Below are 14,754 nucleotides of genomic sequence, written 5' to 3' on the forward strand. Positions count from 1 at the left end.
ACCAGGGGAGTTCGTTCATGGCGGCAGGGCTCGGCATCAGCATCGGTTCGGCCACTCTCGTAGCTGTCACCGACGGCTCGACCGGTGAAACGCAACAGGTCCGCTTACCCAGTGCGCTGCAATTGGACGACGGATCCGTCATCACCGGATTTGTCGAGCGCGTCGGAGACCCGATTCCGATACTTGCCGCCGACGGTACCGAGTACCGCGGCGAGGCTCTCGCGGCGACAGCGGTCGGCGCACTGGTAGACCAGGCAGGCGGTAACGAAGGGCCAACTGTCGTCCTGGCTCACCCGGTGGGGTGGAACCGCCACACGGCACGCACCATGGAGTCCGCTCTGGACGACGTCGGAATTCACGGGGCGACTCTCGTCGCCGAACCCGCAGCCGTCATGGCGTGGCTCGCCGCTTCCGGAACTGTCGTCAGCGACGGTCTGACCGTCGTCTACGACCTCGGTGCTCGCTCGCTCGACGTCACGATGATGTCCACGACCGACGGACGAAGCGAGATCTTCGGTAAGCCGCTGCGCAGCGAGGACATCGGCGGCGACGAATTCGATCACCTCGTCACCGTTCACCTGCTCGATGCGGTTTCCGACCAGTTCGCAACCCTTGATCCCTTTGCACCCGAGACGATTGCAGCGCTGGAAACTCTGCGCGAGCATGCCCGCGCAGCCAAGGAGGAACTTTCCACCGAGACGGAAACCGTTGCCCGCGTGGCGCTTCCCGGTGCCGTCAGCGACGTTCGACTCGTTCGTTCCGAACTCGAAGATCTGATCCGGCCCGCCCTCACCGAATCGGTGGCATTGGTTCGCGAAAGCCTGCGATCTGCCGGCGTCGAGTCCAGTGACGTCAATCAGGTTGTCCTGGCCGGCGGAAGCTCGTCCATTCCCCTTGTCGCCGAACTACTGTCCGCGGAGCTTCGTGTCCCGGTGATCGCCGACGCCGATCCAGCGTCGTGCGCGGCGTCCGGCGCCGCGGCCCTCGCACTCGACGCCAGAGACTCGCAAGTACCGGCCGCCGCCACTGCAGTGATTCCCGCCGAGCCGTCTCGCAAGCCCGCACCAGTTCCCGCCTTCTCCACTCCGTTGCTTGCCGAGCCGACCGAAGAAGAGAACACGGCGACTCGACGCTCGTCGAGGGTCGGCGTCGTTGCTGCAGTGGTGGGAGCATTCATCGTGCTCGCCGCAGGCGGGCTCGGAATCGGAACTGCCATGGACAAGATCAACGTTCCGTCCAGTTCGGCGAACACCACCAGCGAGTCCACCTCCTCGACCGCTTCGACCACCGCGGGCTCTACTCCCGGCAGCACCACGGCAGCGGAAGCGGCAGGCACCGGATCCACGACTGCGAACAACGGCACTCAAAGCAATCAGCCCGGTTCTCCTGCTGCCGCAGGCGGCTCGACGACGGCGCCGGGGGCAGTTCCGGTTGCCGGCGCACCGGCGGGATCCTCGCCCGCACCGGGCGAGACCGCTCCGTCGGCGCCTGCACCTGCCGCACCCGGCGCCCCGGCGCCCGCACCTGCTCCCGCCCCGGCACCAGCACCCGCGCCTGGAGCCGGCGTCGGGACCGGTGTCGGTGACGCTGCGACCGGCATCGGAAACGGAGTCGGCGGTCTGGTCGACGGTGTCGGCAACGGAGTCGGCGGCGTGGTCGGAGGTCTCGGTAACGTCGTCGGTGGTGTCGGAAACGTGGTCGGTGGTGTCGTCGGCGGCGTCACCGCACCGATCCGCTGACCGGCGGTCTTTCGATGAACCGTGACAACGGCACCGAATCGTCGTTCATCGCAGGACTTTTGCGCGACGTCGACCTGACTGCATCGCCACTGCGCCTATTCGTCACCGGGACCGATGCCAGCGCTCGGCCCCAAGTGACGAGGGTTGTACGGAAGCGAATCGAATCGGGTGACAAGCCCGTGGTCACCGCAGTCACGCATGACGTCCCCGCCGACGCGATTGTGGTGATCGCGGACGCGCAAGCTCTGACCTCCGATGAAATCCGTGCCCTGAAAGAGCTTGTCCAACGTGACGACCTCGGAGTTGTCGTAGCCTCCGATCGGATCGATCCACCACTCGCACCGATCTACTCGAACATCTCGAGTTTCGGCACCGTGTTGCATCTGAACCCGTTGAACCGAAACGATATTCGGAAGATCGCGGCCGAGCGAAGAGTCCCGCTCGACGACCGCGCCGTGGTGGCGCTCGAGCATCTGTCCGGTGGTTCCTTCGGGGCGATCGAAGCGTACTTCGCCGCCGCCTCGGCAGGCCGCCTGGAAATGCCGAACGCCATACGCACACACATCCTCCACCAGGTCACCGCTCTGCATCCGATCGAGCGCGAGATCCTCGAAGTTTCACTCGCCGTCCCGGACATCGACGCCTTCGAGCTCGATCTGGGACAGGAGAAGTTCAGCCTCACAGCTGCATTCGACCGGGCACTGGCGACCGGACTGTTCGGTTCGCGATCACCACTCGTCGCGAGCGTGCTCGCCGAGTCGACGAGCACCGGGCGTATCCGCAGCGAGCTGATCAGAATCGTCGCATCACGCGCACACACGAGAACCCTCGATATCGACACAGCACGAAGACTTTTCGACTCCGGAATCCGCCACCGCGATCTCACGGGTGTACTACGAGACGCCGTCGAGGCGAGCACGCCGGCGGTCGCGGCAGATCTCTTTCGCCGCGTGAATTCGATCGAGCCTCTCGGCGTGGCCGACACGCTGCTGTACGCCCAGGTCTCGGCTCGCAGTGGTGACCTCGACACTGCCTGCCGTCTGGCCGATTCCGTCATCGCCGCACCCGATCTCGACGACGCGAGATTGGCTGCGGCGGTGCGAATCCGCGCAGCTTCGTCCGCAGCATGCGGCCAACTCGGCGCCGCTGCAGATCTCTACACCTGGCTGGGGCCAGGGCGCACCGGAAACGAATCCCCCTTCGCCGCAATCACTTTCCTCGGCATCGGCAAGGTCGATGACGCGAACGCGGCGCTCACCGGACACACCGGATCACCGTCGAGCTCGACGGTCGGCGCTACCACACTGGCCAACGGACTGATGCAATCGGTCACCGGGAGCGCACCGAGTGCGCTCAACACGATGTCGCGCGCACTCTCGCTCCCCGGCGGAGCCGACACATCTGAATTCCAGCCTGATTCCGCCCCGGCGCTGGTAGCTCTCGCACTCCTGCACAACGGCGCCCATGAACGGGCCGCCGCTGTCGTCACGTCCGCGATCGCCGCCGACGACGCAAGCAGCCACACGTGGGCGCGACTTCACCTTCTCGGCGCCTGGATCGCGATGGTCCGCGGGCAGGACACGATTCTCGAAGACCTACCGCAGGAGGTAGTCCGCGGCCCCCTCCGTGAGCGTGACGCACTGTTTCTGCATGCTCTGATCGTGGGTCTCGCTCGGCGTTCCGGCGATCTCGCCCAGCTGCGTCGAGCTTGGTCGGGCGCGGCAGGCACCCTCTCGTCCTGCAGCGTTGATCTGTTCAATCTGCTTCCCATCGGCGAACTGTGGCTTGCGGCAGTACGGCTCGAGGAGACCGAGCAGGTCGAGCATCTCGTCGACGACGCGCGCTCACTCCTCCGCGCGCTCGGCGAGCCGCCGCTGTGGTCGTCGCCGCTGCATTGGTACGGCGTCCAGGCGTCGATCCTCTCGCAGTCGCCGGCCGATCTCCTCCCACACGCCCATACACTCGCCGAATCAGCCAAAACTCACACTTACGCAGCCGGTTTGGCGATCGCCGGACGCCAGTGGCTCCTACTGATGCAAGGCAACGTCGACGCAGACGGTGTCGAAGCCGCCGCACGAACGCTCAGTCGGATCGGACTCCCGTGGGACGCCGCTCGCCTCGCCGGCGAAGCAGCGCTGCGCACCCCGGACACCAAATCGGCCACGGCACTGCTCCACGTTGCGCGCTCGCTACGCACAACGTCGACGGCCGAGACAAGTGCAACCGATACCGCCACAAGTGCGGCGCCACCGTCGGTGTTGACCGAGCGCGAACAAGAAGTTGCCGAACTCGTCGTCGTCGGACTGACGTATCGGGAAATCGGCGAACGCCTCTACATCTCCGCTAAAACCGTCGAGCACCATGTCGCACGCATCAAGCGGCGCGTCGGGGCGCAGTCTCGTTCGGAACTGCTCACCATCCTTCGCAGCATGACACCGCCGAACAAGTAGTTAGCTGCATATTGTCCAGAGGGTTGCGTATATCCGTTTAAGTGATAGTTTTCACAGGAATCAGGACATGCCTGCCGAGCAAAGTTCGGTAACTGTGAAACGGGGATCGCTATGAAGTGGGGAGTCGGACTCGCCGTCGGCAACAAACGAAGCATTGCTGCGATCGCGAGACCTGACTCGGAGCTGGTGACCCTCGAACGCGAATCGGTTCTGCACCACGCCCCCGACGGCACCGTGCAGCTAGGCGGAACCGCGGCGGGGTCCACCGGGTTGCGCGGGTTCCTCGACAGGGTCGGCACCGACGATACCGACAACTTCTCCGAGCACATGACGCGAGGGGAGGAACTGGTAGCGACAGCAATGTATTGCCTGGTCAAGGAAGTCCGAACACTCACCGATCAGAACCTGAACATCTCTGCGGTGATCCCCGCAGGTTGGTCGAGCGATTCCGTCGACGTACTGCGCGGCGCACTCGACAGCATGAATCTCGACGGCGTCGAACTGATTTCAGAAGATGAAGCCTCTGCGGCTTGGCTCGCGGATCCTGACGCCGACGACCGTGCTGCTCGCGGAGCCGCAGCGTTGGCCGCACCCTTCTCGATCACCTCTACCTGTCCCGAACCCCAGCCAACCGATTTTGCCGAGCCAGAGGACACCCCCGAAGAGTTTCCGCCGTTCGTTCTGATCGAACCGGAGCCGGAATCCGGCGTGGAGGCACCGGTCACGAAAGAACCGAGCATCGACGGTTGGCTGAATCGCCAGTGGCGGTCGGAGCGCCGACCGATCATCGCCGCAGCAGCCGCCGCAGTCTTTCTGACGGTGTCGGGTTGCGCGGCAGCGGTCATCATCGGACACACTCCGACCATTTCAGCACCCAGGATTCTCGACGCACAATCTTCCCTGTCCCCCGGGACGGACACAGCTGCCACCCCGACGAGTTCATCCGGGACAGGCACGCAATCAGCGACCTCACCCCCACCGGAAGTACCCGCTCTCGGCGCGCAGCCGACGGCGCAGTCGTGGGCATCCGAAGCGGAATCGACCTCATCCGAATCCCAGCCCATTCCGGTGAGTCCGGGCACCGGTACAGAGAAATCCACTACGGCGAACGTCCCCGCGCAACAGGGATCGCCGATCACCATCCAGATCGATCCCCTTCGGATCGAGAACCTGCCGCCGGTCGTCGGACCGCTGGATCCGGTCGATCCGGATACCCCGGACACTCCCGCCGTGACCGCCCCCACTGATACACAGACAACGCCGACGCAGCCGTCCAACCCGACCGACACAACCGATCCGGTGGTTCCGAATCCCGACATGCCCGTCATGCCATTGGCCCCGAGACCCGGAATGCCAAGTTAGACAGAATAACTCGACTTGCCGACAACAGGCACATATTCCTCGTCGAAACTTTTCCCCTATGGTGGGTGCGGTACCTACCGGCTCGGTGCCGGGGACTTGAAGGGATTTCATGCGTAACTCGTTGGCGATCCGCACCGCTGTGGTCGGCGCCTCGGCACTACTGCTCGCAGCTCCATTCACCACGACGGCATCGGCAGAGCCCGCCTCCGACACGCATGTCGAACAGCTCGGGGCAGATCAGCTTCCGGCTGAGCTGATCGAGGCGATCACGCGCGATCTGAAGATCTCCCCACAGGAGTATCTGGACCGCGCTGCCAAAGCTCAGGAACTCGGTGCATACGCCCAGGAATTCAAGTCCGAGCGCCCTGGCGACTACGCCGGCTCGTGGATGGGACTCGACGGTCAACCCGTCGTAGCCGTCACCACCACCGAAGCTGCACGCATCGCGGCCGACGACGGTTACCGCACGCACGTCGCCCCCGTCTCCGCCGACACCCTCGAGAAGACGCTGGCCGACGTCAACGGATGGATTGCCGGGCTGCCCAAGGAAATCTCACGCGCAGTCAATTCGGCGACTATCGACGTCCTGAACAACCAGGTCGTCATCGACGTCGCGAACAGCCCCGTCGGGCAGGCGCTCAATCTTCCGACCCTGCTCGAGAACACCAAGATCGTTCTCAGCCCGGACGGTGGCGGATCGGTTGATCCCGGAGCACTCGGCGGCGACACCTACATCACGTCGACAGGCCCCATTCGCGAGACACCGACCGAGAACATCTCGGTCTGCTCGTTCGGGTTCAACGCCGTCGACGATCAGAACAATGCTCTCAATATCAGTGCCGGACACTGCAATCCGGCCGAGGGTTCGAAGTCGCCCGTCTACCTGCCGAATCACGCGAACGTCGACGACAGTCAGTTGATCGGAGCATTCTCACAGTCTTCCGTCGGCAACAACGCCGGCGATCTCGATTACTCGGTCATCAAGTTCGACCAGTCCGGCATCGACGCGGGCCTCGACCGTGCTGCCGTCCGCGGTGCCAACGGGACCACCCTCGCGATCACGGGAACAGCACGTCCCGTGATCGGCGCTCCCATCTGCAAGTCCGGCCAGACGTCGTCCTTCACCTGTGGTGTCGTGGCAGCCGATCGCGTCGAAACTCAACTGGTCATGGCGGACGGTGATTCACGAACCGTTCGCGGATTCGCCGGTACCGCGTGCACCCTCGCCGGGGACAGCGGCGGCGCCATCGTCTCCGGAACCTTGGCTCTGGGCATCACCAGCGGCTCCAACAGCAGCGGAGCACCCAGTTGCAACGAAGCGAACCTGGTACTGGCGACCTCCGGTGGAACCTCGAATCTGGGTATTCCGGTCGGAGACATCCTCGACGCGGCAGATCGCGCTTCCGGTGGCGGTGTCGGTGCCGGAATCCGCGTCCGCACTGCAGGTTGACCAACCACTGATTCACGCACTGTGCCCGCCGATCCGTTTCGCGATCGGCGGGCACAGTGCTGTTGTCGGTCGGGGTCAGCGCTGTCTGCTCATGTAACGGGTGGGAATAGCGCGTTCGAACCCATATAGTCATGGTCGACTGTGATCGGCTCACCACAAGTCCGTGAGCCGTATCCGTGTGCTCCCAGGGGGGTGGTACGCGGTCAACGAAGTGGAAAGGCCCACATGCGAAGCTCCATCGCACGTCGCGCCGCAGTGTTCGGTTCGGCCGCGCTGCTGCTCCTCGGACCGATTACCGCGGTCGCGAACGCAGAACCGAACGAATCCGGGGTATCCGATCAGGCAGCCCATCTGCCCGTCGAACTCGCCGAAGCCCTACAGCACGACTTGGCGCTGACGCCCGACCAGTTCGTCTCGCGTTCCGAACTCGCGCAGAAGCTCGCGGAGTTCGCCGCCATCGCGCGCGTCCAGTTTCCCGACTCTTTTGCCGGAGTGTGGCTCGACGACCTCGGCAAGGGCATCGTCGCTCTCGCTGACGGTCGCGACAAGGATGCTGCCCGCGAGGCCGCCGAGAAGGCCGGTTTCGAGGTCAAGGACGTCGCGCAGAGCGAGCAGGCTCTGCAAGGTCAACTCTCGGCACTCAACACCTGGCTCGATTCGCAGCCTGCCGAGGTCGCAGACCTCGTGCGTGGCATCGCCGTCGACGTCGTCGGCAACGGAGTCGCCCTCACGGCCGATCCTGCCGCCGGCATCGAATTGCCTGAATTCCTGAAGCGGACCGTCGTCCATACCGCTGCTCCGCTACTGGTTCCCCCGATCGTCGCGGACCTCATCCCCGCAACCGGATCCGCAACCGGCGACGCTGCACTGGGCGGAGACGCCTTCGGCGCAACCTCCGGTAACACAGGACTGCGTTGTTCATTCGGCTTCAACGGCACCGACGGTTCAGGACGCACAGTCAACATCAGCGCCGGTCACTGCGATCCCAACCGTGCCGCTGCCGGCACCTCGAACTCCAGCCAGGTCTTCCCGATGGTGAACAACCAGACCGGGCCCCGCGTCGGGTACTTCGCCAAGAGCAGCTTCGACGGGCGCGACTACTCGATCATCAACATCGACGACAACGCGAAGTACCGCTTCGAGAACAACAGCGTGCGGGTCCCGTTCAACCGCTCGGTCAACATCACCGGTACCGCCGATCCTGTCGTGGGCGCCCCGGTCTGCAAGGCAGGATCGACCACAGGCTTCAGCTGCGGCGTCGTCACCGGCGTCAACCGCGTCGCAAAGGTTTTGGATCACACCCTCGACAACGGCTTCACCACCAACATCTGCGTCCTGCAGGGTGACAGCGGTGGCCCCATCGTCTCCGGAACGTTGGCAGTGGGCATCACGAGTGCGTCCAACGTCGCCACCTCTCCCCTGTGCGAGATCGCTCAGGCAGAGACACTGTTCGGGCAAGATGCCCCGACCCAGTACGCGACGCCGATCAACGACATCCTCGCCGCCAACCCAGGCCTGAAGGTTCGCGACTACTGATCACACGCATTCCTCGAGACAGCAAAACGGGCGCCACACCTTCTGAAGGTGTGGCGCCCGTTTCGGCATTCGTGACGTTCTACTGGAAGAGAGTTGTTCCAGCCGGAGCGTTCAGAACCTTGATCAGGTCCAAGCCCGCGACGACGGCGGTTCCGCCACCGGCGAGGATGGTACCGGCGACTCCACCGATACCGGCCCCTGTGACCATGCCGGGCAGGCAGCCGACGACCAGGCCGGGCAGACCCACGATGCAACCGATGACCGCCCCGACGATCGTGCCGGTGAGGCTACCGATCTGCGTGGCAAGCCCGAGCTGTGACTGGAACTTCTCGATTGCCTTCTGATCCTCGTCAGGCGAAGCAACCGGGGTGAACTCGGCAGCGACCGGCTTCGGCTTGGAGCTGGCCGGGTCCAGGTTCGGCTTGAGGGTGAGGGTCTTGCCGTCCTCACTGACGGTCTCGTCGAACGGGAACTGAACGTCGCCGAGGTTGAACGCGAGCGGAAGGCTCACGAGAGTTGCGCCCTGGCTGTTCTGCAAGTCGACGTGAGTTCCGTCGCCCGAGACCCGGAATGCTCCGGCGTCGATGGTGGTGACAACGGCCTGGTCGACGACCTCGGCGGTGTACGAAACGTCGGGTGACGTCTCCGGAGCTGCGTAAGAAGTACCTGCAGCGATGCCCGTAGCGGCAATGGTCATCGCTGCGACGGCCGCAGCTTTTCGAATGAACATTTTTGATCCTCCCCGGGATCGGGCGGGCGTCAGTCGATGACTCACACCACCCGTTTCCCCTGTGCGTGACGGGCGTAACGATAACAGCCGGTCGGTTGTTCTCACCTGCTCGGAACCCGACTTAGGGCTGCCTGACAGATGGACACCTGACGGGCACCGCCTAACGTGACGACCAGACATGTCTGCGTCTGGCCCAGCCCGTCCGACGCAGAAGATCGATCTCTCCAGGCCACGAGCGGTTACCAGCCGGTACCTACAGGCTGGTAATGCTAGTTACTGGCGGGTAACATAACGCAGGTTAGTATCAGTGGGCTGTCCCGAGGTGGCCGACGCGTCGCCCTGAAACGAAAGGCCGCGACATGAATGCCCTGACGATTACGTTGGGCACGATTGGTGCTCTGCTGAGCTTGGTGTGTTGGTACATCTTCCTCTCAGGCGCGCTGAGGATGTTCAACACCGTGCGCATCGGCCAGTCGGCACCCGATCGATGGCGCCCGTTCTTCCCTCGCTTCAAGCAGATGATCATCGAGTTCATCGCGCACACGCGCATGAACAAGTTCCGCAGCGTCGGCTGGGCCCACTGGCTCGTCATGGTCGGCTTCCTCGGTGGGTTCCTGCTGTGGTTCGAGGCCTACGGCCAGACGTTCAACCCCGAATTCCACTGGCCCATCTTCGGTAACACGTGGGCGTGGCACCTGTGGGACGAGATCCTCGGCCTGGGCACCGTCATCGGTATCACCACGCTGATCGTGATCCGTCAGCTCAACCACCCGCGTCTGCCCGCGCGCCTGTCCCGTTTCGGCGGCTCCAACTTCAAGGCTGCCTACGTCATCGAAGGCATCGTCCTGCTCGAGGGCCTGGGCATGATCATGGTCAAGGCCGGCAAGATCGCGACCTACGGTCACGCCAACCCGTGGACCGACTTCTTCACCATGCAGGTCGCGAAACTGCTTCCCGCCAGCCCCGTCATGATCTCGGTGTTCGCATTCGTGAAGCTGATGACCGGCATGATCTGGCTCGCGATCGTGGGCCGCAACATCACCTGGGGCGTCGCGTGGCACCGCTTCTCGGCGTTCTTCAACATCTACTTCAAGCGTGAAGACGACGGCACCGTCGCCCTCGGCGCGGCAAAGCCCATGATGTCCAAGGGCAAAGTCCTGACGATGGAGAACGTCGACCCCGACACCGACACTCTCGGCGCCGGAAACATCGAAGACTTCTCCTGGAAGGGCTGGCTCGACTTCACCACCTGCACCGAGTGCGGTCGTTGCCAGTCCCAGTGCCCCGCGTGGAACACCGGAAAGCCGCTCTCTCCCAAGCTGCTCATCATGTCGCTGCGTGACCACGGCTACGCCAAGGCCCCGTACCTGCTCGCTGGTGGACGCAAGGACATGGGCGGCGACGAGATCGGTCTCGTCGACAGCGAAGGCAATGTCAAGGAAGGCGCCCTCGCAGCCATCCCCGAGGCGGCACGCCTCGAGGCCGACCGCAAGCTCGTCGGTGAAACCGTCGAAGGCGAGATGGCCCCGGTCATCGACGCCGAAACCTTGTGGAGCTGCACCAACTGCGGCGCCTGCGTCGAACAGTGCCCCGTCGACATCGAACACGTCGACCACATCATCGACATGCGTCGCTACCAGGTCCTGATCGAATCGGAGTTCCCCTCCGAGCTCGCCGGCCTGTTCAAGAACCTCGAGAACAAGGGCAACCCCTGGGGTCAGAACTCCAAGGACCGTCTCAACTGGATCAACGAGATGGACTTCGAGATCCCTGTCTTCGGCAAGGACGCCGACAGCTTCGAGGACTACGAGTACCTCTTCTGGGTCGGCTGCGCCGGCGCCTACGAAGACCGTGCCAAGAAGACCACCAAGGCTGTCGCCGAACTCCTCGCCACCGCGGGAGTGAAGTTCATGGTCCTCGGCGCCGACGAAACCTGCACCGGCGACTCCGCACGTCGTGCCGGCAACGAGTTCTTGTTCCAGCAGCTCGCGATGCAGAACATCGAGATGCTCAATTCGGTCTTCGACGGTATCGAGCAGAAGAAGCGCAAGATCGTCGTCACCTGTGCGCACTGCTTCAACGCCCTCGGCAACGAGTACCCGGAGGTGGGCGGCGACTACGAGGTCGTGCACCACACTCAGCTGCTCAACCGTCTGGTGCGCCAGAAGAAGCTGATCCCGGTTGCGTCCGTGAGCGAAGACGTCACCTACCACGACCCGTGCTTCCTCGGACGCCACAACAAGGTTTACGACGCTCCCCGTGAACTCATGGAAGCCTCAGGCTCCAAGCTCGTCGAAATGCCGCGTCACGGCGAACGTTCCATGTGCTGTGGTGCCGGTGGTGCTCGCATGTGGATGGAAGAGAACATCGGCAAGCGCATCAACGTCGACCGCGTCGACGAAGCGCTCTCCACCAACCCCAAGAAGATCGCCACGGGTTGCCCGTTCTGCCGCGTCATGCTCACCGACGGCGTCACTGCCCGCCAGGAGCAAGGCCAGGGCGAAGGCGTCGAGGTCGTCGACGTCGCGCAGCTGATGCTGAACTCCGTCACTCGTCTCGATCCCGCCCAGCTCGGCGAGAACATCAAGGTGATCCCACGCGAGAAGGCACCGGTCGCTGCTGAGGCAAAGGCTGAGACCGTCGAGCAGGATCGGGTCGCCGAAGTCGAGGAAGCCGCCGCGACTCCGGAAGCCAAGGCTGCACCGGCAGGCAAGGGTCTGGCCATGAAGGGCCTCGCCAAAGCACCAGGTGCAAAAGCTCCCGGCGCCAAGGCACCCGGCAAGGGGCTCGGAATGGCCGGCGGGGCCAAGGCTCCCGGCGCCAAGAAGGCGGCTCCCGCCGCAAGCGCGGAAGCTCCCGCTGACGAAGCTGCTGCACCGGCAGCACCTGTCGCAAAGCCCAAGGGTCTCGGCTTGGCAGGCGGGGCCAAGGCACCCGGCGGCAAGGGACTGCAGATGAAGGGCGCCGCCAAGGCACCCGGAGCAAAGGCCGCTGCCGCACCGGCAGCGGAAGCTCCGGCTGCTGAGGCTGCTGCACCCGAAGCTGCTGCACCCGTCGCCAAGCCGAAGGGTCTGGGCCTGGCGTCCGGCGCCAAGGCACCCGGCGGCAAGGGACTGCAGATGAAGGGTGGGGCCAAGGCTCCTGGTGCAAAGGCTGCTCCTGCTTCTGAAGCACCTGCTGCTGCTCCGGCAGAGGCTCTGGCAGAGGCTCCGGCTGCACCGGCAGAGGCTCCGGCCGCCCAGGCGGAAGCCCCGAAGGCTCCGCCTGCCGCCAAGGCCGGCGGACTCGGATTCAAATCGGGCGCAAAGGCTCCCGGTGCCCGGAAGGCAGCTCCCGCTGCGGCCCCGGCGCCGGCTGCTGAGGCCCCGGCTCCCGAGGCCGAACCTGTGAAGGCAGAACCCGCCGCCGAACCTGTGAAGGCAGAACCCGCCGCTGAAGCGCCTGCTGAGGCGTCCGCACCCGCGGAAGCTCCGGCGCCTGCTGCCGCGCCGCCCGCCCCCAAGGCAGGCGGACTCGGATTCAAGGCCGGCGCGAAGGCTCCTGGCCGCAAGAAGTAAGCGCACCACACGCGAATGCCCTCACCGTCACGGTGAGGGCATTCGTGTTTGTGCGGGAGCCTTTGCCGACCGAGCACCCTTTCCCTCGACCCGACACACCGTCCAGCACACGGAAACCGGTGCTCGCCCTGTGCAAGTGGTGCTCACTCCCCCGCCAACTCGAGGCCGGCGTGTCAATCGGCGACAAGCATCACCGCACCGCGCGCACGCCCGACGCCCCTTTCCTGCTGCCGGCCGATGACGTATCGTCCCGGAGCGATGCCGGTCGCGCCGTGCTCCGGGTGGATGAGGTACGCGGTCACTCGGGTGTCGAGCATGCCGAGTGCAAGGCCCCGAGCATCTTTCACCGGCGTCGACCACGTGCACTCCCCTTCGTCTGCAACCAGACTGTGGGGGTTCCCTCCCGCCGCACTTCGCAGCAGTTCCACGCCGGAGAGCGGCACTCTCACAGAGCGTGTCCATGGCAGGGGCGCCACGATATTTGCGAGCAGCGAAAACGGGATCACGATGAGATCGCCTTGCGCCTGGAGTCCGTCGATCACAGGAATGGACACTTCCTGGTCCAGGTAGTCGAAGACATCGAGGCCGGTGAGGGTGGTGAGAGCGGACAAGGTCATGTTCGAGTTCATAAGTATCACCCAGGGTTTGAGGATTGAGGGTTCGAGGATTGAGGGTTCGAGATTCAGGTTCGACGAACGAGACGGGAATAGTCGGTACCGGTGATGCCATAAGTCCATCCGGCGGCATCCAACGCGGAGGTAAACCATCCGGGTACGTGAAGGCCGTATCGACGCCGATGCCCGTCGCGTTCGAGAGAACCGTTGACCGCGAGGAGAATCCGTCCACTTCGACCCCAGCCCTCCGGCGACGCGTAGAGCTGCAGCAGGCAACCGGCGTTACCGGGATCGTCGGTTTGGTCGACCAGTGTCAGGCCGGCCAGCTCGATGTAGGAATCCCACCCGATCCGCTCGATTGCACATCGACGGATCTCTACATTGCGCTCGTGTGCGATGCGTTCGGCGGTGGGATCGAGCACCACCCAGTCGGGAACGATCGCTCCGTGTAGAACGAACGCCTTTGTACCGTCGACGAATTCGATTGCGGGGGAATCAGAATGATGCAAGCGTCGTGCCCCCTGCGCGCTGCCCGGTATCGGTTCGGCATGTAAGGCGGTGGGTCGTTCCGCCATGATGCACGCGTCGTCGAACGCCCACCACCACCCGGTCGAGTCAGCCAGTGCGGTCTGCACGTCGAGGAGTTCACGGTCTTCCGAGCGGAAGGTCGCAAGACCGAATCGATGGCATGTGTCGTAGTACGCGATTCGATGTGCGTCCTGCTGCCCGTACCAGGTCACTTCCCCGGCCACCGGGGTCAACATCGTTCGTATCGCAGCTGCGACGCCGTCGAACAGCGTGGTGTGCAACGATTCCCAAATGGACGCCCTGATCAGGCGCTCCCCCTGCCGGCGTTCCATCTGCCAGTCAGTTCTCCGACATTCGATTCGCGCGTCCATGCGTCGGCGCGAAGCCGCAAACATGCTCGCGATATACCCGGAAGCGCAGTCGAGGCCGGTGCCGTCCAATGACATCTTGGTCGACAGTCCTTCGGTGACGATCAGGTCCGAACCAGCAGACGGCGACGGGACCCAGACGAACTCCGGTTTCGGGAGCCCGGAGCGTCGATACAGTTGCGCGACAGAGGCTTCTGCGGTGTTTCGATCAGCAGGACGAGTACACAATCCGCGTTCGAGCCACACGTCGCGGATCTTTTCCAGGGCCAGACTGTCTTCATCGAAGAGATTGAAGTTCTCGGGCAATGTCGCTCGATGTGATGCCGACGAGCGAATCGGTGCGGCGCTCACGCGACGGTGGCGGAGTCCGCCTTTCCTGTAGTCATAGTTGAACAGCCTGGCACGCGAACGCTCCGGACG

At 64.2% G+C, this 14,754-nt stretch carries 9 protein-coding genes; 6 read left to right on the forward strand and 3 right to left on the reverse strand.

What is annotated here, in order from left to right:
* Window positions 1-17 precede the first annotated feature (17 nt).
* The 5 genes from G4D79_RS27575 (at window position 18) to G4D79_RS27595 (ending at window position 8,537) form a co-directional block, all read left to right on the forward strand.
* Window positions 18-1,739 (forward strand): Hsp70 family protein, encoded by a 1,722-nt coding sequence (locus G4D79_RS27575; RefSeq protein ID WP_054187121.1) that lies wholly within the window; start codon window positions 18-20, stop codon window positions 1,737-1,739.
* A 14-nt stretch (window positions 1,740-1,753) separates the two neighbouring features.
* The gene (locus tag G4D79_RS27580; protein WP_064114246.1) at window positions 1,754-4,189 is read left to right on the forward strand and encodes a LuxR C-terminal-related transcriptional regulator; all 2,436 of its coding nucleotides are present in this window, start codon (window positions 1,754-1,756) and stop codon (window positions 4,187-4,189) included.
* A gap of 111 nt (window positions 4,190-4,300) precedes the next feature.
* Window positions 4,301-5,551, forward strand: a complete 1,251-nt coding sequence (locus G4D79_RS27585) for a hypothetical protein (protein ID WP_047269499.1) — start codon at window positions 4,301-4,303, stop codon at window positions 5,549-5,551.
* 109 nt (window positions 5,552-5,660) lie between these two features.
* Window positions 5,661-7,001 (forward strand): S1 family peptidase, encoded by a 1,341-nt coding sequence (locus G4D79_RS27590; protein WP_054187118.1) that lies wholly within the window; start codon window positions 5,661-5,663, stop codon window positions 6,999-7,001.
* Between the two features lie 225 nt (window positions 7,002-7,226).
* The gene (locus G4D79_RS27595; RefSeq protein ID WP_058038562.1) at window positions 7,227-8,537 is read left to right on the forward strand and encodes a S1 family peptidase; all 1,311 of its coding nucleotides are present in this window, start codon (window positions 7,227-7,229) and stop codon (window positions 8,535-8,537) included.
* A gap of 79 nt (window positions 8,538-8,616) precedes the next feature.
* Here the strand turns inward: G4D79_RS27595 and G4D79_RS27600 are convergent, their stop codons facing one another.
* Entirely contained in the window at window positions 8,617-9,267 is a 651-nt protein-coding gene (locus tag G4D79_RS27600; protein WP_003943407.1) for a glycine zipper family protein, read from the reverse strand.
* 359 nt (window positions 9,268-9,626) lie between these two features.
* On the opposite strand from G4D79_RS27600, the gene G4D79_RS27605 reads away from it, so the two are divergent.
* Window positions 9,627-12,824 (forward strand): (Fe-S)-binding protein, encoded by a 3,198-nt coding sequence (locus G4D79_RS27605; RefSeq protein WP_214514598.1) that lies wholly within the window; start codon window positions 9,627-9,629, stop codon window positions 12,822-12,824.
* Window positions 12,825-12,997: 173 nt separating this feature from the next.
* On the opposite strand, the gene G4D79_RS27610 is transcribed toward G4D79_RS27605, so the two are convergent.
* Together G4D79_RS27610 and G4D79_RS27615 are read right to left on the reverse strand one after the other, a co-directional pair.
* On the reverse strand, window positions 12,998-13,453 hold the full coding sequence (locus tag G4D79_RS27610; RefSeq protein WP_029254716.1) for a hypothetical protein: 456 nt from the start codon (window positions 13,451-13,453) through the stop codon (window positions 12,998-13,000).
* Between the two features lie 53 nt (window positions 13,454-13,506).
* Window positions 13,507-14,685, reverse strand: coding sequence for a DUF6745 domain-containing protein (locus tag G4D79_RS27615; protein WP_214514599.1), 1,179 nt, complete (start codon window positions 14,683-14,685; stop codon window positions 13,507-13,509).
* Window positions 14,686-14,754: the final 69 nt, after the last annotated feature.

It is taken from the genome of Rhodococcus sp. WY5, assembly GCF_018588185.1.
Taxonomy (GTDB): domain Bacteria; phylum Actinomycetota; class Actinomycetes; order Mycobacteriales; family Mycobacteriaceae; genus Rhodococcus_F; species Rhodococcus_F qingshengii.

What these genes read in the sequence shown, in the direction of transcription:
- G4D79_RS27575 (WP_054187121.1), top strand. Translation starts at nt 18, where the DNA reads ATGGCGGCAGGGCTCGGCATCAGCATCGGTTCGGCCACTCTCGTAGCT.
- G4D79_RS27580 (WP_064114246.1), top strand. Translation starts at nt 1,754, where the DNA reads ATGAACCGTGACAACGGCACCGAATCGTCGTTCATCGCAGGACTTTTG.
- G4D79_RS27585 (WP_047269499.1), top strand. Translation starts at nt 4,301, where the DNA reads ATGAAGTGGGGAGTCGGACTCGCCGTCGGCAACAAACGAAGCATTGCT.
- G4D79_RS27590 (WP_054187118.1), top strand. Translation starts at nt 5,661, where the DNA reads ATGCGTAACTCGTTGGCGATCCGCACCGCTGTGGTCGGCGCCTCGGCA.
- G4D79_RS27595 (WP_058038562.1), top strand. Translation starts at nt 7,227, where the DNA reads ATGCGAAGCTCCATCGCACGTCGCGCCGCAGTGTTCGGTTCGGCCGCG.
- G4D79_RS27600 (WP_003943407.1), bottom strand. Translation starts at nt 9,267, where the DNA reads ATGTTCATTCGAAAAGCTGCGGCCGTCGCAGCGATGACCATTGCCGCT.
- G4D79_RS27605 (WP_214514598.1), top strand. Translation starts at nt 9,627, where the DNA reads ATGAATGCCCTGACGATTACGTTGGGCACGATTGGTGCTCTGCTGAGC.
- G4D79_RS27610 (WP_029254716.1), bottom strand. Translation starts at nt 13,453, where the DNA reads ATGAACTCGAACATGACCTTGTCCGCTCTCACCACCCTCACCGGCCTC.